Raw genomic sequence first — 19997 nt, 5'->3', positions numbered from 1 at the left:
GCCTTTGAGGGCGTGGCGGAAGAAGCAAGGAATTTAGCAATGTCAAAAACACTATACGAAAAAGTCTACGATGCACACGTCGCCGTAGAAGCGGAGGGTGAAAACCCAATCCTATATATCGATCGTCACTTGGTTCATGAAGTGACATCTCCTCAAGCATTTGATGGTCTGCGCGAAAAAGGTCGCCAAGTACGTCAAGTAGGTAAGACTTTCGCGACGATGGATCACAACGTTTCGACAACGACCAAAGACATCAACGCCTCTGGTGAAATGGCGCGTATCCAGATGGAAACGCTATCCAAGAACTGCGAAGAATTTGGGGTGACACTGTACGATATCAATCATAAATACCAAGGTATTGTTCATGTTATGGGCCCAGAGCTTGGTATTACGCTACCGGCGATGACCATTGTTTGTGGTGATTCACACACCGCCACTCACGGTGCATTTGGTTCATTGGCATTTGGCATTGGTACCTCAGAAGTAGAACACGTCCTAGCGACTCAGACACTAAAACAATCTCGCGCTAAAGCGATGAAGATTGAAGTCAAAGGTAAAGTGGCTCCCGGTGTAACGGCAAAAGATATCGTCCTAGCCATTATCGGTGAAACCACAGCAGCAGGTGGTACGGGTTACGTTGTTGAGTTCTGTGGTGAAGCGATTACTGACCTTTCTATGGAAGGTCGTATGACGGTATGTAACATGGCTATCGAACTTGGTGCGAAAGCAGGTCTTATCGCTCCTGATGAGACGACGTTTGAGTATCTAAAAGGTCGTAAGTTCACTCCTCAAGGCGCTGACTGGGATGCTGCCGTTGAATACTGGAAAACCTTTAAAACCGATGACGATGCTAAGTTTGACGCTGTCGTTACACTAAACGGTGCCGATATAAAACCTCAGGTTACTTGGGGTACCAACCCTGGCCAAGTGATTGCCGTTGACCAACCTATTCCATCACCAGAAAGCTTTGCTGACCCAGTAGAAAAAGCATCTGCAGAAAAAGCGCTGGCTTATATGGGTCTAGAAGCGGGTAAATCACTTAAAGACTACCCAGTAGATAAAGTGTTTGTGGGTTCTTGTACTAACTCTCGTATCGAAGATATGCGTGCTGCAGCCGCTGTCGCTAAAGGTCGTAAAGTCGCAGATCATGTGCAAGCTTTGATTGTCCCTGGCTCAGAGCAGGTAAAAGCTCAGGCTGAAGCAGAAGGCTTAGACTCTATCTTTAAAGAAGCGGGCTTTGAATGGCGCTTGCCAGGCTGCTCAATGTGTCTAGCGATGAACAATGACCGCTTAGGTCCACATGAGCGCTGTGCCTCTACCAGTAACCGTAACTTTGAAGGTCGTCAAGGCCGTGACGGTCGTACACATCTAGTGAGTCCTGCAATGGCAGCCGCAGCGGCTATCGCAGGTCATTTTGTTGATATCAGAGAGCTAGACTAAGAAGGAAACCCACATGTCAGGATTTAAACAACACACCGGCTTAGTCGTACCTTTAGATGCAGCGAATGTCGATACCGATGCCATCATTCCTAAGCAGTTTTTACAGAAAGTAACTCGCACTGGTTTTGGTAAACATCTCTTCCACGACTGGCGCTTTTTGGACGATGCAGGCAAGCAAGACAATCCAGAATTTGTCATGAATGCTCCTCGCTATCAAGGCGCTAGCATTTTACTTGCTCGTGAGAACTTTGGTTGCGGCTCTTCGCGTGAACACGCCCCCTGGGCACTAGCAGATTACGGCATTCAAGTCATGATCGCTCCAAGCTTTGCTGATATCTTCTATGGCAACTCTATCAACAACCAAATGGTTCCAGTTCGTTTAACGGAGCAAGAGGTGGATGAACTGTTCCAATACATCGAAGCAAACGAAGGTGCCGAGATAACAGTCGACCTAGAAGCAATGAAAGTAACAGCTAACGGTAAGTCTTACAGCTTTGAGATTGACGAATTCCGTCGCCACTGCCTATTAAACGGTCTAGACAACATTGGTCTAACGTTGCAGCACGAAGACAAAATTGCAGCTTATGAAGCCAACATTCCTAGCTTCCTAAAATAAATGTCAAAACGAATTGATAAATCCCAGCCAAGTGCTGGGATTTTTTTCACTCAAATGAAATAACTCGGCACCTTTACAGGTCTGATGGAATAGCGTTACATAAAATGGATCGTTGCTATGGTTAAAATACTGCTTAAAGCACTCACGGCTTCTCTCATATTGTTTAGTTTTACTGCGTTTTCCGCGCCGAAATCTGAGCTTTGGGCTTACTGGAACTCTAGTAATGAAGCAAACCTTCAAAACGTGTCACACCAAAGCTGGCAAGCCTTTCTCGATAAATACCTGGTAGTAGAAGGTGACAATACCTTGGTACGTTATGTTCGAGTTTCTCCTAACGATAAGCAGCAATTAAAAAGTTATCTGTCAGAACTCGCAGCCATCGATCCTAGAACGCTGAATAAAGCGGAACAATACGCTTACTGGGTGAACCTCTACAATGCGATTACTGTTGACCTGATTTTGGATAATTACCCAGTAAAATCGATTACAAAGCTGGGTGGTTTATTTAGCTTTGGACCTTGGGGAGATGACGTCATTACCATTACAGGTCAGACGCTGACACTTAATGATATTGAGCACAGAATTCTTCGTCCTATCTGGAATGACCCAAGAACCCATTACGCCGTTAACTGCGCCAGTTTAGGGTGTCCAAACCTGCAACCTCAAGCATTCACCTCAAACAATACAGAAGCGTTGCTGGAACAGGCGGCAAGCACTTTCATCAATTCAAATAAAGGGGCAAATATCAACGGTGACAAAGCAACACTTTCATCGATTTACGACTGGTTTGCTGAGGACTTCGAAGCTCAAGGTGGTGTCATCGCTCATATAGCAAAATACAGCCCTAAACTAACAGGGTTTGCGGGTAAAATTGACTACGATTACGATTGGGCTTTAAACAAAAAATAGTATGAGGGTCTAGGCTTGCTTGCCTAGACCTATCGCGTCTCAGAAACTAGAGCCGGGCTGGGTAAGAAATTCCAGCTCTTCCTCACTAGATTGTCGCCCTAAAATCTTATTCCGATGTGGGTAGCGGCCAAATCGCTCGATAATCACTTTGTGGCGATATTCAAAATCCAGGTTATTTTCAAGACCGCTTTGTTTAAACAAGCGCACAGCCTCTTCATGAACAACCAAAGATTCGCTATGCATATAAGGCATGTATAAGAAGCTACGTTGCTCTTCGCTTAGCTTCATATCTTCGCCTAATGCTACCGCTTCTTGGGCGAGTACCAACGCCATTGGGTCGGACAAAAATGACTGAGGCTTACCGCGATATAAATTCCGAGAAAATTGGTCCAATACTATGATTTCAGCTAGGCGTCCTTGTGAGCTTTGACGCCACGTATACAGCTCACCGAGCGCGGCTTTATTATGCAGCGCCAAAAAGCGCTGTTCAATGAGGCTATCTAATGCCTCATCTCCTGAGAACCAATCTGCGGGCGTTAACTCACCAAACCAAAAGTCCAGTACATCCTTGTCTGTCTGCATTATTTAAATCCCTTCACCTTCTTAATTAAATCATAGGCATTTTGAATCTCTTGCGATTTTTCTTTTGCCATATTCATCATTTCAGGTGGTAAACCTTTAGCCATCAGTTTATCTGGGTGATGCTCATTCATCAGTTTACGATAAGCTCGTTTGAGCGTCTTCGCATCGGCATCTTCAGGCACACCAAGCACATCATAAGCATCAGAAAGCTGCGACGCGCTGCTCGCTTGCTGCCAACTTCCTGATTGTTGACCACCTTGATAATGACCGCCACCGAAATTACCACCTTGTTGGAATCGGAATGCAGCTTCTTGCATTCGTAGTCGCTGCTCCAACTGCTGAGCAGAAAAACCAAGTCCTTGTGCGATACGGTGCAACACTTCTCGTTCAGCAGGGTGGATACTTCCGTCAGCAAAGGCTGCTGAAATTTGCAGTTCCAAAAAGAACTGAAGCAGATCATGACGACCGCCCGATGAAATACGGACCTTATCAAGAATGCGTTCTAACGGAAAATCCGCCGACTTCCCTTCGCGGAACGCTTCTTGAGCTGCTCTTTTTTGCTCACTATTAAGGTTCATACGATCCATCATAATGGTCGCTAGTTGAATCTCTTCTTTGGTGACTTGCCCTTTCGCTTTGGCAACATGCCCCATCACAGCATAGGCAGAGGTGAGAAATTCTTCTTGTCGTTTAGCTTGATCTGCACCGCCAAATCCACCTCGTGCAAAACCACCTTGATTTAATCGTCTCGCTTTGTCGAACTGGTGCCCAATGAATAAACCGAACAGCGCACCTAACGGTCCGCCAAATAACATGCCGAAAAATACGCCTAAAATTTTACCTATCATGTGATTTATGTGCTCTTTATTTATGAATTTTTGCGCTGATTCGCAGTCTACTAGTGTCGTTAAGGTCAATTTCCTTTATGATAGAGGCCGTCTTATAAACGATTCAATATCAATCGAATTCAACTGAATGAATCAAGTTAAACAGGATAGTACAACTCGATGTCACGTTTTTCCCGCACATATCTAGCGGCCTCAATAGGTGCTGCGCTGCTAGCGTCTTACGCACATGCCGAAGAAACATCGAAAAACAGTGGGCAAACTATGCCACCAGCAGAGCAGTGCTCTGTTGATACTGCACAAAGTTCTGACTCCAATCAAGAGCCAATCAATATAGAAGCAGACTCTTTAGAAGCGATCAGCGGACAACGCGCGACATATAAAGGCGACGTAGTGGTGGTTCAAGGCAATAAAACCATCACCGCAGATAATGTCACACTTCATCAAAAAGAGAATATCGTTGTCGCTGAAGGTAACGTGGTAATGAATGATGGTGAGATCCGAGCAGTCTCTGACAAAGCCACAAATAACCTCGACAAAGATGAGATCACGCTTGAGAACACGCAATATCAATTCTTGTGTACTCCTGGCCGTGGCGAGGCGGTATTTGTTTCCAAGACTGGTAAAAAGCTATATGAGATTGAAGATGGTTCGATTACTTCGTGTCCAGAGGGAGATAACTCTTGGCGCTTCCTAGCCTCTGGTATCGATATTGATCCAGACGAGGAAGTCGCAACTCTTTATAATTCAAGAGTTGAGGTTCAGAACGTCCCTATCTTTTATTTGCCATACATGCAGATGCCTATTGGTGACAGACGCAAAACAGGCGTCTTACGACCATCTGCATCACTAGGTTCTAAGAATGGTTTTGAGTTTGCACTGCCTGTTTACTGGAACCTAGCAGAAAACTACGATTTGCTTACTACCTTCAATTATATGCAAAACCGTGGATTGCAATTAAAAGGCGATTTCAGGTACCTAACTTCAAATAGTAATGGTCGATTACGGGCTGAAGTTTTAGGGAAAGATAAGAAATTCGAAGAGAAAGGCGCTCGATGGGCTAGTCAATTCACGAACAATACTAGATTTAACTCCAACTGGGGCCTGAAGGTCGATTACTCTCAAGTTAGTGACATCGATTATTTTACAGACATGGACTCGAGTCTAGGTAATCGCTCAGATGGTCAGCTATTACAAGAAGGTGATGTCACCTATCGAAATGCCAATTGGGATACTGCTCTTAGAGTTCGAGATTTCCAAATTTTGGTTGAAAATAGCCAACCTTACCAGCTAGCACCACAATTTGAAGCTAACTATTATCTACCTAATTTCTATAAGGGATTAGATTTTGACGTGGTTAGTCATATCTCACATTTCACAATAAATGATGAAAACAAGCCTGAAGCCACCCGTGTTCATATTGAGCCTGGACTAACTCTGCCTCTCGCCACGACGTGGGGGACATGGACAACAGAAGCTCGCTATTTATCTACATATTACGATCAAGACATACGTAGTCCAGTTCTTGATAATAATGGCAACGTAAGACCTTTAGAAGAAACAGTTTTTCGTAATATTCCACAATTTAGAACACATGCAGGCCTAGTTTTAGAGCGAGATACATCCTTCATTAGTGGTTATACTCAAACCTTGGAGCCTCAAGCTCAATATCTCTATGTGCCACAAGTCGATCAAAGTGGAATTTACGAATATGACACAACACTATTACAAACTGACTACTATGGTCTGTTCCGCGCGAGAAAATACAGTGGTGTGGACAAAATAGCTGCCGCTAATCAAGTAAGTTATGGCGCAACTAGCCGCTTTTTTGATTCGGGAAATAGAGAACGACTGGCAGTATCGTTTGGTCAAATTTACTATTTAGACTCTGAAACGAAACCATCAAATTCACCATCGGATGATACATCATCAAACTACTCCGCTTGGGCTATAGAAACGGATTTCAACTACAATGATCGTGTGTTCTACCGCGGCGGTATTCAATACGACATTGAGAGTTCTCAAGTGTCACTGGGTAATAGTGCAATTGAGTACCGCGTTGGTGGTGATTTCATTCAGGCTAATTACCGCTATGTGACAAAAGAATACATAGAGAATACTGTTAGCTTGAATAATATTGATTCTATTACCAAAAATGGAATCTCGCAGATTGGATTATTGGGAGGCTATCGTTTAAATCCAAATTGGATTTTCAAGGGACAATATTTTTACGACACCACAGAAAAGACGTCGATGGAATGGCTAGCCCAGATACAATATGAGTCTGATTGCTGGTATCTTGGGTTTGACCTCAGCAAACAACTTAGATCGTGGGAAAATGGCATTGGCAACAACCCCGTATTTGAGCAAAATATACGAGTTAATTTTGGGATCACTGGCTTAGGCGGAAGTACTGCTCCACCGCCATCACCAACAGGAAATGCGCTAGGATACAGCCGACCATTTACCCTGAATAACTGATCGTTAGACTGGAATTAGGAACTTTATCAACTTCACAGACTCTTAGTCTGTGAAGTTTTCACTAGGAATATCGATGAAATTTATAAGCAAACTCCTTTCAACATTTCTTTTGTCGGTTATGGCTTTACATGCCATTGCCGAGCCCGTTGAGCTTGATCGCGTTCGCGTTATCGTCAACGATGGCGTTATCCTACAAAGTGATATTGATTCTGCCACTAAGACTCTTACTGCCAACGCTCGTAAAAATGACCAAGAGCTACCTTCAGCAGATATTATCCAAGAGCAAATCCTCGATAAACTGATCTTAGAAAAGCTGCAATTACAAGAAGCTGATCGTATTGGTGTTCGTATCGATGATAACCGACTAGAAAGCACGCTTAACGATATTGCTAAAAACAACAATCAAACCATCGAGCAACTTCGCCAATCCGTACGTGAAGAAGGGCTAACGTGGGAAGCATTTCGTGAACAAATTCGTGATGAAATCGCCGCCAGCGAAGCTCGTAACGCTATGGTAAGACAACGAATCAACATTCTACCTGCTGAAGTTGATAACCTTGCCGAGCTGCTTGCTAAAGAAAGTGACGCTACTGTGACCTATAAGATTCGTCACATTCAATTGCGCTTTAACGACGGCGAAGATAAAAGCGTTCAAGAGCAGCAAGCGAAAGACCTTGTTGCACGCCTAAAATCAGGTGAAGATTTTGCCACCATGGCGTATACCTACTCAAAAGGTCCGAAAGCGCTAGAAGGCGGTGATTGGGGCTGGATGCGTAAAGAAGAGATGCCGACCATCTTTGCTGACCAAATTAAGATGCAAACTAAAGGCACCATTATTGGCCCGTTCCGCAGCGGTGTTGGTTTTCATATCTTAAAAATTGAAGACGTTAAAGGCTTAGAGACGGTGTCTGTTACTGAAGTGAACGCACGCCATATCCTTATCAAGCCTACGGTTATTTTAAGTGATGAAGGGGTTCAAAGAGAGCTCAACAATATCATCGCTAAAGTTCAGTCTGGTGAATCTACTTTTGCTGAAATGGCTGAGCAATACAGCCAAGACCCAGGCTCAGCCGTCCAAGGTGGCGAACTAGGTTACCAAACACCAGAGCTATACGTTCCGGAGTTCAAACATCAGGTTGAAACCTTACCTATTGGTCAAATCAGTAAACCATTTAAAACCGTACACGGTTGGCACATCGTCGAAGTTCTAGATCGTAGAGATGTCGATAAGACAGGGTCAGCCATGCAGAACCGCGCATACCGCATCTTGTTCAATCGTAAGTTCAATGAAGAAGCCTCTGCCTGGATTCAAGAACTTCGCGCCAGTGCATTTGTAGAAATGGTGAACGATGATGAGGAAGGAAACAATGCCAACTAAGCGTATTGTTGTTACCGCTGGAGAGCCAGCAGGCATCGGCCCCGATCTCGCGGTTGCTCTCTCACAGCGAGACTGGCCGCATCAGGTGGTTGTCTGTGCTGATAAGAACTTAATTGCCGAGCGTGCACAGCAGCTTGGCATTGACATTGACCTACTCGATTATGATCCGACGGTTCACGATTCACATTGCAAAGGCCGCCTGGTTATTTTACATGAGCCGTTGCAAGTTCCTGCTAAAGCAGGAACGTTAGACGAAGCGAATGGACAATACGTGTTAAATACCCTAGAAAAAGCAGCAAAAGGCTGTATGAAAGGTGAATTTGATGCTATTGTCACCGGCCCTGTGCATAAAGGGGTGATCAATCGAGCTGGTGTCAGCTTTAGTGGCCATACAGAGTTCTTTGCAGAAGTATCAAATACACCACTGGTGGTCATGATGCTGGCAACGGAAGGATTAAGAACCGCACTTGTCACAACTCACCTTCCATTATCGGAAGTACCTGTAGCCATCACCGAAGAGCGTGTTACACGCATTGTTGATATATTGCATCACGACTTGGTCACCAAGTTTGGTATTACCAAACCCAATATCTATGTCTGTGGCCTCAACCCTCACGCAGGTGAGGATGGCTGCTTAGGTATGGAAGAGATAGATACTATCACTCCTACCCTAGAGAAACTTCGCACAGAAAAAGATTATCAACTTATCGGCCCATTACCCGCCGATACGATATTTAATGACAAATATTTACGCGATGCGGATGCTGTCTTAGGCATGTATCACGATCAAGTTCTCCCTGTACTTAAATACAAGGGTTTTGGTCGTTCAGTAAACATTACTCTTGGTCTACCCTTTATAAGGACATCGGTCGATCATGGCACTGCATTGGATCTTGCTGGCACAGGCCAAGCAGATTTTGGCAGCTTTGAGACAGCACTGGCGTACGCAATAGATTTAGTAGAGAGCAGACAATGAGAAATGATGTCCACCTAGGGCACAAAGCAAGAAAGCGTTTTGGTCAAAACTTCCTAAATGATCCTTACGTTATCGACGGAATTGTATCAGCGATTAATCCACGTCCAGGTCAAAACTTAGTTGAGATTGGCCCAGGTCTTGGTGCGATTACTGAGCCAGTAGGCAAAGAAGTCGACAAATTTACGGTTATTGAATTAGACCGAGATCTTGCGGAGCGTCTACGCAACCACCCAGACTTGGGAGATAAGCTCACCATTCATGAAGGTGATGCTATGCGTTTTGACTTTACTCAGCTTGTTAATCCAAATAACAAGCTGCGTATTTTCGGTAACTTGCCGTACAACATCTCTACGCCCTTGATGTTCCACCTGTTTGAGTTCCATAAAGACATCCAAGACATGCACTTTATGCTACAAAAAGAAGTGGTGAATCGCCTTGCAGCAGGTCCAGGCACAAAAGCTTACGGCCGTCTAACAGTCATGGCTCAGTATTACTGCAAAGTTGTTCCAGTACTTGAAGTACCGCCAACAGCATTTGTTCCGCCACCGAAAGTAGATTCCGCAGTGGTAAGATTGGTTCCTTATGAAGAGCTACCTTATCCAGCAAAAAGTCTCAAATGGCTTGACCGAGTATGTCGCGATGGTTTTAACCAGCGTCGTAAGACTGTTCGTAACTGCTATAAATCTCTTATGTCGGCAGAAACACTGGAAGAGCTGGGCGTAAACCCATCTATGCGACCAGAGAATCTAACATTACAACAGTTCGTAGCAATGGCTAACTGGTTAGATGAAAATCATAACTAATTCATTAAAAAACGCTCACTAGCTTGCTAATGAGCGTTTTTTTTTGTCATAGTGAATAGATAGCCCTTTCAACAGCATAGGAGAGTCATATGGATACAACTTCGCCATGCGTGAAATGCCAAGTACAGACCAAATACGTTGAAGAGCAATCTGACCCAGACAATAAGCGCTTTGTCTTTGCTTACATCATCACGATAAAAAACCTAAGTCAGCAAACGGTACAACTAATGAGTCGACGCTGGCTGATTACTGATGCTAATGGAAAACAGATCAGTGTCGAGGGTGAAGGTGTGATCGGACAACAACCCATAATCGAAAAAAGTGATGAATACACTTATACCAGTGGCACGGCTATTGAGACTCCCGTTGGCGTGATGCAAGGTCATTACATAATGATCGATGCGAACGGCAAAGAATTCATTACCGAAATAGAGCCGTTTCGCTTAGCCATTCCCAATATTCTAAATTAAGGTTTTTTGTGGCAAATTACATTGTTGGTGACATTCAAGGCTGTTTGGATGAGTTGGAACTACTGTTGTCGAACAGTCATTTCGACAAACAAAAAGATACTCTTTGGATCGCCGGAGATCTCGTCGCTAGAGGCCCTAAATCATTGGAAACGCTACGCTTCGTCAAATCGATGGGAGAAGCTGCGAAAATCTGTCTGGGCAATCATGATCTTCACTTATTAGCCGTCTCACTTGGCGTACACAACGCGAAACCCAAAGACAAAACACTTCCGATTTTAGAAGCTCTCGACAAAGCAGATTTGTTAGACTGGCTCAGACACCAGCCTTTGCTCTTAGAACATGATGAATTTGTCGTTTGCCACGCAGGCATTTCTCCTCAGTGGACTTTAGAACAAGCGAGAGTCAATGCTCGAGAAGTTGAACAACAACTGCAGAGTGATGACTGGCAAGCTCTCATCCATAATATGTACAGCAATGACCCAGACTTCTGGCAATCAGAACTGACCGGTTTCGAACGTTGGCGTTACATCATTAATGCGTACACCCGAATGCGCTTTTGTTATCCAGACGGGCGCTTAGATATGGCTTGCAAGCTACCTCCTAGCGACGTAAACCCTTTGGAATATATTCCGTGGTTCCAATTAGATAACCGCGTCCCACTTAATAAAACCGTACTATTCGGGCATTGGGCAGCACTAGGTGGCTACATCAGTGAACAGGTTATAGGATTGGATACCGGGTGTGTTTGGGGAGGTAGCCTGACCATGATCCGTTGGGAAGATAAGAAAGTTTTTGAACAACCAGCCTTAGGTTAAATATTCAATAAAATACGCCTAAGATACCTATCTTAGGCGCCAAATATTAGCGCTCAAGAATGACGAACTGCATGTCGTAAGCGTTTTTATCATCAGCTTGATATTGCTCACTATGCACTTGTTTCCAGCCTTCTCCCCAATCAGGAAATTGAGTATCGCCATCAACGTTTGCATCAATATAGGTTAAATAAAGCTTGTTAGCCATCGGCAAACAGTGCTCATAAAAGCTACCACCACCAATAATCATCGCCTCTTCCACATCACTCACTAAGCTCAAAGCTTGTTCCAATGAAGTTACCGTCTCCACTCCATCTATGCGAAGCTCAGAATTTCGACTAACGACAATGTTTTGACGACCTGGTAAAGGGCGCCCTATAGACTCATAGGTTTTTCTCCCCATAATAACGGGTTTTCCCATGGTGCATTTTTTGAACCAGATAAAGTCGGCAGGTAAGTGCCAAGGCATTTGGTTATCTTTGCCTATGACTCGATTGTCTGCCATAGCGGCAATCATGCTAATAATCATTGAGGTACTGTATTCCTAATTAAACGACGGGTCGGCTGCGATAGAATAACAGTCCCGGCATGGCAAGACCAATAGCCAAACCAGCAATTATAAACATCGCCTTTAGGAAGTTCTCCATTAGAGTCGCTAGAAGCTCTGGGGTATAACCAAGATGATTGATTTCCACCATAGCAATCATAGCCTTATAAGCAAATACCCCTGGAACCATCGGTATTAGCGCGGCTACCGTAAACACTTTAGGATGAGCTAGAAACTTATGCGACCAGTGAACGCCTATCATACCGACAATCGTTGCAGCGAAAAAAGTCGCCCATTCAATCGGAACACCATAGTGCATCATCAAAAAGCGAGAGCCATGGCCAACTGCCCCACCAATCGCGCAATAAGCTAACGCATTTTGAGGAACATTAAATACCAATGCGAACCCTACTGCCGGAATAGCAGCAAAGAACATGTCGTTAAGTAGAGCAAATAATAATCCCATTATTGTCATTACTGAGCCCACCCTAGAACATCCGTCAGACTCATGGCACCAATTATCCCCAAGCAGGTTGCTAAGGTTAATAGGCTGGCAAACACAAAACGTGCGATCCCCATATTGACATAACCTTTGACCATATCCGCGACAGAGTTAATTAATGGAAAACCGGGGACTAACATGAGCACGGATGACGCCATCACTAGCTGAGGCTGCTCGCCGACATTATAGATAACTGCTTGGGCAGAAATAAGTGTGGTAACAAACGCCGTGACGGAGAAGTTTAGTAGTGGATTAAAATGGCGATGGCCGATTTCTTGACGTACCGTCATACCGACAGCTGAAGCTAGGAAAGTCATTGCGAACACTGACCAGTCACCGCCAGCAAGACGACTAAACGCAGCACATGATAACCCAATCATCACCACGACTAACCAGCGATTATAGCGTTCAGGACTGATTTTATTAAGTTTGTTCTGAGCCAGCTGATAATCGAGAATGCCTTTCTCCATCATAATACAGATACGTTGAACCTGAGTCACAACACGCATATTGAGCCCACGGTCTGGGCTTCGTCTTGCCGTCGTAACACAATGCTCTTTGTAAACCGTGGTAATCACTAATGAACTTGCAGACAGTGATACTTCTACTTCGTCCATAGAAGCAGCAATACCCATTCTTCGAGTAATATCACCAACTAACGTACTTTCTGCGCCATGAGCAAGTAACATTTGCCCAGCTTGCGCAATTAGCCGAGAGACGGCTCGTTGCTTAGAATCCATTCCAGTTTTTTCGTGGTCATTCAGTATTGAATCCATTTTAGGGGCATTTTCATTGTTGATGAACTAAAAACTGGAGCGTGATTGACAGAAAACAACAAATTTGTGAAAACTACTCTTGAGACAAATTCAGTGAATAGACTAACAATCGTTTTAAGCTCACAAGGTCTTCCATTAGCTTCAAATTAAGCCATAAGTAACCATTGATACTCGTCTTTTCACCGTCAATCTTCGGCAAACTGTTTTTCAAGGTCTCTCTTGCTGTCGCAATTTCTTTACCGGAAAGCTCGGTCTCCAATTTCCCGGTCATTATTAGGGTTGCAAGTGCTTCGAACTCTTTCTCAATGATTTTCTGGCAATCATTGAGGGGCTTGGACCAAAGCATATTCAAATGACTGTGTCTGTCGCTCCAATAAGAGGTGTTCAAAAGTTCGATGGAGTAAAGCATGTTGCGAAGCTGTACTTGAATCACCTCTAATAATTGTGCACTTAGCTTCGACTCTTTAATTGAAGGAGAAATAAGACTTCTCAAGGTTACCATCTCCTTCATTAACGTTTGTTGGTAGCGTTCAAGATTTGGCTGTTCCAACATGTTCAATGATGTGGATATTTGGTAGACCTTAGCAAACCGATCCAGCGTAGCTCCTAGGCGCATGCGCCAATGAATAAACGCTCTCTGCGGATAAATAATGCAAAACAACACCGCTAATACGCAGCCAATCGTTACATCAAGACCACGCCACAACGCGACTTCAATATCGTGATTACCTGCTCCAATCGTGACCGCAAGGGTAATCCCAACCAGCAAACCCACATAGGGGCGTTTACCTAACGCAAAATAAGCACTACAAAACATCACAGCCCCACACCAAGTATACATAGCCAACATTGACCATTGTCCAAGTAAAATGGCGGTAATCCCTGATAATGCCCCAATGATCGTTCCCATAGTGCGATGCCAAGCTCGTGGTAAAACATTACCTAAATACGAAATCGGCCCAATCACTACTACTAACGTAATGAGTATCCAGGTGCTTTCGGGAATCTGAAAATAACTGGTTAAGGCAAGAGTCAATACAAATGCCACGGAAATCCGAATGCCATGAACAACACGGTAGTGTTTAAATATCAGAGCATCCACATCCGAAATTCGCCGATTTAAATCCATTTAAAAGGCTTCCTTTAGCATGAAGGGGAGAAGAGAACCTGTGTTAGTTTGCCTTAGTACAAGCCACACTGAAATAATTTGGGTACAAAAAAAGCTGCAAAGTAACTTTGCAGCTTTCTAAATCGCTATCCGTGACAATTAATCACGTACGTAGACAACGTGGCCGTCATCTTCTTCGTCGTCCCAATCATCCCAGTCATCGTCTTCGGTAATCACATCTTTACCTGACATAGCATCTTTATGGTAATCATCCCACATGAAGTCGACTTTCTCTTCTTCAGAAATCTCTTCTTCAGCGCGTGGTAATGTTTCCATAAAGTCAGCAAGCTTATAGCATAGCTCTTTGGTCCCTTGCTTGTTGATAGCAGAGATTTTGAAGTATTCCTCTTCCCAACCTAATGCATCAAGGATCTCTTGGATCACCTCATTAGCTTCTTCTTCCGGCATCAAGTCCGCTTTATTGAACACTAACCAACGAGGCTTATCAGCCAGCTTCTCACTGTATTGCTCTAGCTCATCAATGATCGTTAATGCATTTTCAATTGGATTACTTTGATCGATCGGCATAATATCAATCATGTGCAGCAAAACACGGCAGCGTTCCAAGTGCTTAAGGAAACGGATCCCTAAACCAGCACCATCAGCCGCACCTTCAATCAACCCCGGGATATCGGCTACCACAAAGCTTTTCTCTGGCACAACACTCACTACACCTAGGCTAGGAATAAGTGTTGTAAACGGGTAATCTGCCACTTTAGGTTTTGCGGCAGACACTGCGCGAATAAACGTAGATTTACCAGCATTAGGTAAACCAAGCATACCCACGTCAGCAAGCAGAAGGAGCTCAAGGCGCAATTCGCGAACTTCACCCTTAGTACCTAGCGTCTTCTGACGAGGTGCGCGGTTAACCGATGATTTAAAGCGCGTGTTGCCTAAACCATGCCAACCACCTTTAGCAACCATTACTTTCTTGCCATGTTCGGCAACTTCCGCAACAATCTCATTGGTGTGGATGTCCACAGCGCGAGTACCGACAGGTACTTTCATTACCTTGTCTTTACCACGCTTACCAGTACAGTTACCGCCACGACCATTTTCGCCACGCTCAGCTTCGTAAAAGCGTTGGAAACGATAGTCAATGAGCGTATTTAGGTTCTCATCTGCCTCGATATAGATGTCGCCACCGTCGCCGCCATCACCACCGTCAGGACCACCTTTCGCTACGAATTTTTCACGCCAAAAACTAACGACACCGCTACCGCCATCGCCTGCTTGGACTTTTACTACCGCTTCATCAACGAACTTCATCTCTTACTCCGACTACTTCTTCGCTACCCACCACCAAAGCCATCCTGCCGAAAAGACATAAGATCACTTTGTGGGCTCAATCAATTATCACTACATTTTAGCAGATGACAGAGACGATTCCCCATGGCGCAAAGCTTGTTGTTTCAACATAGCTATGCCTAGAGACTCGTCTCTATCGACTGCCCATATAAATAAAAAACCCCGCCGACTCGGCAGGGCTTTTGAATTCAGCTAGAAAGCTTATTCGTAATTTAGCTTAGCGCTAAAATTACTCAGCTTCGATGCTAACGAATTTACGGTTCTTAGGACCTTTAACTTCGAATTTCACTTTACCTTCAGTAAGAGCGAAAAGAGTATGGTCTTTACCGATACCAACGTTAGTACCAGCGTGGAACTTAGTACCACGTTGACGTACGATGATGTTACCTGCAAGAACAGACTCACCACCGAAACGCTTAACACCTAGACGTTTGCTTTCTGAATCGCGGCCGTTACGAGTAGAACCACCAGCTTTTTTGTGTGCCATTGTTAAACTCTCCTAATCGAATTAAGCGTTGATGCCAGTGATTTTCACTTCTGTGAACCACTGACGGTGACCTTGTTGCTTACGAGAGTGCTTACGACGACGGAACTTAACGATTTTTACTTTATCGCCACGACCGTGTTGTACCACTTCAGCAACTACCTTGCCGCCCTCTACAAGAGGAGCGCCAACTTGGATGTCTTCACCGTTAGCTACAAGAAGAACTTTATCAAATTCAACTGTTGCACCAGTTTCAACGTCTAATTTCTCTAAACGAAGAGTTTGACCTTCGCTTACACGGTGTTGTTTACCACCAGATTGGAAAACAGCGTACATATTTTACTCCGCTTTTTCCGCACAGCCTTTTGATTGTTATTTAAACAAATAGGGTGTGCGCTAAACTAATCATCAATAGGGCGCAGATTCTACGCGAATGATTACCCTATGACAAGCCATATTTTGAAAAAATTGGCGAAACACTAATCGCCAATGAAAAGTGCGGCAATAATGCCCTTTCACCATGTATTAATCAACGTTTTTTAGTGTATTATTCACAGATTATAACCAACGACTAAGCCTTATTGGCTCTAAGCTCAACCGGGTACGTAATGGATTTTAAAGCTATCCAAGCACTGACTGCCGATGATATGGCAAAAGTGAATGAAACAATACAAGCACAATTAAACTCAGAAGTTAGTCTAATCAATCAACTTGGTTTCTATATTGTAAGTAGTGGTGGCAAGCGCTTAAGACCGCTACTCGCATTGCTTTCAGCGAAAGCTTTAGGATATCAAGGTAACGCGCATACAACGGCTGCTGCGTTTATTGAGTTCATCCATACTGCGACGTTATTACACGACGACGTTGTAGATGAATCTGATATGCGACGAGGTAAAGCAACAGCAAACGCCGCCTTTGGTAACGCAGCGAGTGTTCTAGTAGGTGACTACATCTATACTCGTTCTTTCCAAATGATGACAGGTCTTGGCTCATTGCGCATTTTAGAGCTTATGAGTGATGCCGTGAATGTCATCGCAGAAGGTGAAGTTCAGCAGCTAATGAACTGCAATGATCCTAATACTTCTGAAGCAAGCTACATGCAAGTCATCTATTCTAAGACGGCACGTTTATTTGAAGCAGCGACTCAAGTCGGAGCCATCCTCAACGATGCCTCTCCAGAAGTCGAACTTGCACTGCAGAATTACGGTAAGTACCTTGGCACCGCGTTCCAGCTTATTGATGACGTCATGGATTACACCTCTACGGGTGAAGACATGGGCAAAAATGTAGGTGACGACCTAGCTGAAGGTAAACCAACATTACCGCTTATCCACGCCATGCAGCACGGTGAAGAGCACGAAAGTGCGATGATTCGCGAAGCAATTGAAAAAGGTAATGGGATTGATAAGCTCGAAACCATTATGGCAACAATGAATCGTGTGGGCTCATTAAAGTACACTGAAGACATGGCCTTTAAAGAAGCAGATAAGGCCATTGAAGCGCTTTCTATCGTGCCTGACAGTGAATATAAAGAAGCCTTAGTCTCACTCGCCTACATGGCAGTGAAAAGAACAGCATAAATCCAAAAAGGCAGTGATTCTATATCACTGCCTTTTTTCGTTTTTGACGTCTACCTTTAGTAGTATTTGTCACAACCGTTATGAAGCTGCAGCTCTTCTTCCACTTCATCAACAGACAGTGCCCACTGCTCTTCACTTCCTATTGGTTCAACCAAAACGGATTGCGACTGTTCGTCGACAACAAGCACTCTGCCAGCGCCGTGTTGTGAATCCACCCACATACCTTTTACTACATCTTTCATTTCCATGACCCTTCCTCCCGCTCCGTTTTGTTACGGAGTCTTATAGGGTATAGATCAAAAAAGCCGATCTTAAAAAGACCGGCTTTTGCTGTTTAAATTAAATGTAGGAATTTACTTAGCGAACTCTACACCAATTTCAATATCTTTATTAAGCGTCTCTAGCATGCCATCTAGTGCTGCTTTCTCGTAATCACTGAGCTCACCGTAGCTAAGGATAGCTTCTGCGCCGTCTTTACCTAGCTTAACTGGTTGTGCGAAGAATGGTGCGTGCTCACCATCACCTTCCACATAAGCACACTCAATAACGTTCTCTTCGCCTTGAAGACCTTTAACAAGAGCTAAACCAAAGCGGCAAGCTGCCTGACCCATAGACAAGGTCGCAGAACCGCCACCCGCCTTCGCTTCAACCACTTCCGTACCAGCGTTTTGAATACGCTTAGTTAACGCTTCTACTTCTTCCGCAGTAAACTCAACACCTTCTACTTGAGAAAGTAGCGGTAGAATAGTCACACCTGAGTGACCACCGATAACTGGCACGCGAATATCACCTGGATCTTTCGCTTTCAGATCAGCCACGAATGTCTCAGAGCGAATTACGTCAAGTGTTGTCACACCGAACAGTCTACGCTTGTCATACACACCTGCTTTCTTTAGAACTTCAGCTGCGATAGGCACTGTGGTGTTAACAGGGTTAGTGATGATACCAACACAAGCAGTAGGACACACTACTGCGATTTTCTCGGCCAATGACTTAACGATACCTGCATTGACATTGAATAGGTCTGAGCGATCCATACCTGGTTTACGCGCAACACCCGCTGAAATTAGAACCACATCAGCACCTTCAAGTGCTGGTGTTGGATCTTCACCCGCATAGCCCTTAATAGAAACAGGCGTTGGGATGTGGCTTAGATCAGCTGCAACACCTGGAGTGACGGGAGCAATATCATACAGGGCTAGATCAGAACCAGCAGGAAGACGGTTTTTTAGCAATAGGGCTAGGGCTTGGCCGATGCCACCTGCGGCACCAATAACAGCTACTTTCATGGGAGTTCTCCTTGAGATTTATATCTCTTATTAATAGTCTTGTAGGGTAATTTTTCATCGATTAGCTAAAAAGTTATAGTAATCACTAATCGATTACAATCAATTAACCTCAGCTTTGCGAGCTCGCGCAACTCACTGATTACGTGCTACTACGCTATCATGACAAGAGGGTGATGAGAACCCATTTTTCCCCTTGCTAATTATAAGGTTATCATCGCTAACCTCAGCATTGATAATAGTGATACCGTTGGCATAAACCATGGATTATTTGGTCAAGATCGAGGTTCTGTGCCACAATAGCCGGATCACTGCTAGTTGAACAAAAATAAGAGGCGTTTATGCGCAATAATGACAAACAAGACAACCTGGTTCGCGCGTTTAAAGCGTTACTAAAAGAAGAGCGTTTTGGTTCTCAGGGCGAGATTGTCGACGCATTAAAACTTGAAGGGTTTGAGAACATCAACCAATCAAAAGTGTCACGTATGTTGACTAAGTTTGGCGCAGTGAGGACCCGCAACGCAAAAATGGAAATGGTGTACTGCCTACCTGCAGAACTTGGCGTTCCAACCGTCTCTAGCTCTCTACGTGAATTGGTTCTTGATATAGATTACAACAACGCTATCGTCGTTATTCATACAGGCCCAGGTGCTGCACAGTTGATTGCTCGATTACTCGACTCTCTGGGTAAAGCAGAAGGGATTCTGGGGGTCGTTGCAGGCGACGATACCATCTTCATCACACCAACCTTGAGTGTGTCTACCCAGCAATTGTTTGAATCGGTATGCGATCTGTTTGATTACGCCGGCTAAGTTTTAAACATTAACATTTAGAATAAAGTATCACGGAACATGATTGTTCCGTGATTTATATCACATCTTGATAAATCGAAAAATAAGCCACAAAAAACGTCTAATTACTTGTTTTTATTGGATTACGCCCTAGTCGCCCCCATCCTTCCAAATCCTCTAGCACAGACAATTCCCCTATATTCATTAACAATTCAGTAATTTTCTGCCAATTTTTTTGGTATG

General features: G+C 44.2%; 22 protein-coding genes. 11 read left to right on the top strand and 11 right to left on the bottom strand.

Annotation, left to right across the window (positions count from 1 at the left end):
- Positions 1-39 precede the first annotated feature (39 nt).
- The 3 genes from leuC (at position 40) to AWH66_RS05005 (ending at position 2965) form a co-directional block, all read left to right on the top strand.
- Entirely contained in the window at positions 40-1440 is a 1401-nt protein-coding gene (gene leuC, locus AWH66_RS05015) for a 3-isopropylmalate dehydratase large subunit (protein ID WP_063605949.1), read from the top strand.
- A 13-nt stretch (positions 1441-1453) separates the two neighbouring features.
- On the top strand, positions 1454-2056 hold the full coding sequence (gene leuD / locus AWH66_RS05010; RefSeq protein ID WP_063605948.1) for a 3-isopropylmalate dehydratase small subunit: 603 nt from the start codon (positions 1454-1456) through the stop codon (positions 2054-2056).
- A 129-nt stretch (positions 2057-2185) separates the two neighbouring features.
- Entirely contained in the window at positions 2186-2965 is a 780-nt protein-coding gene (locus tag AWH66_RS05005) for a DUF547 domain-containing protein (protein ID WP_394629709.1), read from the top strand.
- 39 nt (positions 2966-3004) lie between these two features.
- Here AWH66_RS05005 and AWH66_RS05000 read toward each other — a convergent pair whose 3' ends face one another.
- Both AWH66_RS05000 and djlA read right to left on the bottom strand, forming a co-directional pair.
- Positions 3005-3547: a DUF924 family protein gene (locus tag AWH66_RS05000; RefSeq protein WP_063605946.1), complete on the bottom strand. Its 543-nt coding sequence runs from the start codon at positions 3545-3547 to the stop codon at positions 3005-3007.
- Positions 3547-4395 carry a co-chaperone DjlA gene (gene djlA / locus AWH66_RS04995; protein ID WP_063605945.1) on the bottom strand — a complete coding sequence of 283 codons (849 nt, stop codon included), beginning with the start codon at positions 4393-4395 and terminating at the stop codon, positions 3547-3549. The genes AWH66_RS05000 and djlA overlap by 1 nt, the downstream gene beginning before the upstream one ends.
- Positions 4396-4554: 159 nt before the next feature.
- Between djlA and lptD the strand changes: the two genes are divergently transcribed.
- The 6 genes from lptD (at position 4555) to AWH66_RS04965 (ending at position 11315) form a co-directional block, all read left to right on the top strand.
- Positions 4555-6873, top strand: coding sequence for an LPS assembly protein LptD (gene lptD, locus AWH66_RS04990; RefSeq protein ID WP_063605944.1), 2319 nt, complete (start codon positions 4555-4557; stop codon positions 6871-6873).
- A gap of 73 nt (positions 6874-6946) precedes the next feature.
- Positions 6947-8251, top strand: coding sequence for a peptidylprolyl isomerase SurA (surA, locus tag AWH66_RS04985; RefSeq protein ID WP_063605943.1), 1305 nt, complete (start codon positions 6947-6949; stop codon positions 8249-8251).
- Positions 8241-9227, top strand: coding sequence for a 4-hydroxythreonine-4-phosphate dehydrogenase PdxA (gene pdxA, locus AWH66_RS04980; RefSeq protein WP_063605942.1), 987 nt, complete (start codon positions 8241-8243; stop codon positions 9225-9227). Before surA ends, pdxA begins: the two co-directional genes overlap by 11 nt.
- Entirely contained in the window at positions 9224-10030 is an 807-nt protein-coding gene (rsmA, locus tag AWH66_RS04975; protein WP_063605941.1) for a 16S rRNA (adenine(1518)-N(6)/adenine(1519)-N(6))-dimethyltransferase RsmA, read from the top strand. Before pdxA ends, rsmA begins: the two co-directional genes overlap by 4 nt.
- Before the next feature lie 89 nt (positions 10031-10119).
- Positions 10120-10500 (top strand): Co2+/Mg2+ efflux protein ApaG, encoded by a 381-nt coding sequence (apaG, locus tag AWH66_RS04970; RefSeq protein ID WP_063605940.1) that lies wholly within the window; start codon positions 10120-10122, stop codon positions 10498-10500.
- A gap of 8 nt (positions 10501-10508) precedes the next feature.
- A complete protein-coding gene (locus tag AWH66_RS04965) occupies positions 10509-11315 on the top strand; it encodes a symmetrical bis(5'-nucleosyl)-tetraphosphatase (protein ID WP_063605939.1) in 807 nt (268 codons plus the stop codon).
- Between the two features lie 46 nt (positions 11316-11361).
- On the opposite strand, the gene folA is transcribed toward AWH66_RS04965, so the two are convergent.
- The 7 genes from folA to rplU form a co-directional block, all read right to left on the bottom strand.
- Positions 11362-11841 (bottom strand): type 3 dihydrofolate reductase, encoded by a 480-nt coding sequence (gene folA / locus AWH66_RS04960; protein ID WP_063605938.1) that lies wholly within the window; start codon positions 11839-11841, stop codon positions 11362-11364.
- Between the two features lie 19 nt (positions 11842-11860).
- The gene (locus AWH66_RS04955) at positions 11861-12334 is read right to left on the bottom strand and encodes a threonine/serine exporter family protein (protein WP_063605937.1); all 474 of its coding nucleotides are present in this window, start codon (positions 12332-12334) and stop codon (positions 11861-11863) included.
- Positions 12334-13101 (bottom strand): threonine/serine exporter family protein, encoded by a 768-nt coding sequence (locus tag AWH66_RS04950; protein ID WP_063606138.1) that lies wholly within the window; start codon positions 13099-13101, stop codon positions 12334-12336. Before AWH66_RS04950 ends, AWH66_RS04955 begins: the two co-directional genes overlap by 1 nt.
- A 109-nt stretch (positions 13102-13210) precedes the next feature.
- Positions 13211-14266: an FUSC family protein gene (locus tag AWH66_RS04945; RefSeq protein ID WP_063605936.1), complete on the bottom strand. Its 1056-nt coding sequence runs from the start codon at positions 14264-14266 to the stop codon at positions 13211-13213.
- A gap of 138 nt (positions 14267-14404) precedes the next feature.
- On the bottom strand, positions 14405-15574 hold the full coding sequence (gene cgtA / locus AWH66_RS04940; protein ID WP_063605935.1) for an Obg family GTPase CgtA: 1170 nt from the start codon (positions 15572-15574) through the stop codon (positions 14405-14407).
- 268 nt (positions 15575-15842) lie between these two features.
- Positions 15843-16100 (bottom strand): 50S ribosomal protein L27, encoded by a 258-nt coding sequence (gene rpmA / locus AWH66_RS04935; RefSeq protein WP_004409945.1) that lies wholly within the window; start codon positions 16098-16100, stop codon positions 15843-15845.
- A 21-nt stretch (positions 16101-16121) separates the two neighbouring features.
- Positions 16122-16433 (bottom strand): 50S ribosomal protein L21, encoded by a 312-nt coding sequence (gene rplU / locus AWH66_RS04930; protein ID WP_006074830.1) that lies wholly within the window; start codon positions 16431-16433, stop codon positions 16122-16124.
- Positions 16434-16705: 272 nt separating this feature from the next.
- Between rplU and ispB the strand changes: the two genes are divergently transcribed.
- Positions 16706-17677 carry an octaprenyl diphosphate synthase gene (gene ispB, locus AWH66_RS04925; RefSeq protein WP_063605934.1) on the top strand — a complete coding sequence of 324 codons (972 nt, stop codon included), beginning with the start codon at positions 16706-16708 and terminating at the stop codon, positions 17675-17677.
- Positions 17678-17733: 56 nt separating this feature from the next.
- Here the strand turns inward: ispB and AWH66_RS04920 are convergent, their stop codons facing one another.
- Both AWH66_RS04920 and mdh read right to left on the bottom strand, forming a co-directional pair.
- Complete coding sequence (locus tag AWH66_RS04920) at positions 17734-17925, bottom strand: hypothetical protein (RefSeq protein ID WP_031496916.1); 192 nt, start codon at positions 17923-17925, stop codon at positions 17734-17736.
- A gap of 105 nt (positions 17926-18030) precedes the next feature.
- Positions 18031-18966 (bottom strand): malate dehydrogenase, encoded by a 936-nt coding sequence (gene mdh / locus AWH66_RS04915; RefSeq protein WP_038229161.1) that lies wholly within the window; start codon positions 18964-18966, stop codon positions 18031-18033.
- Positions 18967-19304: 338 nt separating this feature from the next.
- On the opposite strand from mdh, the gene argR reads away from it, so the two are divergent.
- Positions 19305-19775, top strand: a complete 471-nt coding sequence (gene argR, locus AWH66_RS04910) for a transcriptional regulator ArgR (RefSeq protein ID WP_006072881.1) — start codon at positions 19305-19307, stop codon at positions 19773-19775.
- Positions 19776-19997 lie beyond the last annotated feature (222 nt).

Source organism: Vibrio barjaei, assembly GCF_001639065.2.
In the GTDB taxonomy this organism is placed as follows: domain Bacteria; phylum Pseudomonadota; class Gammaproteobacteria; order Enterobacterales; family Vibrionaceae; genus Vibrio; species Vibrio barjaei.
Note: the sequence above shows the minus strand (reverse complement) of the source record. Positions and strands in the feature narration are given on the sequence as shown.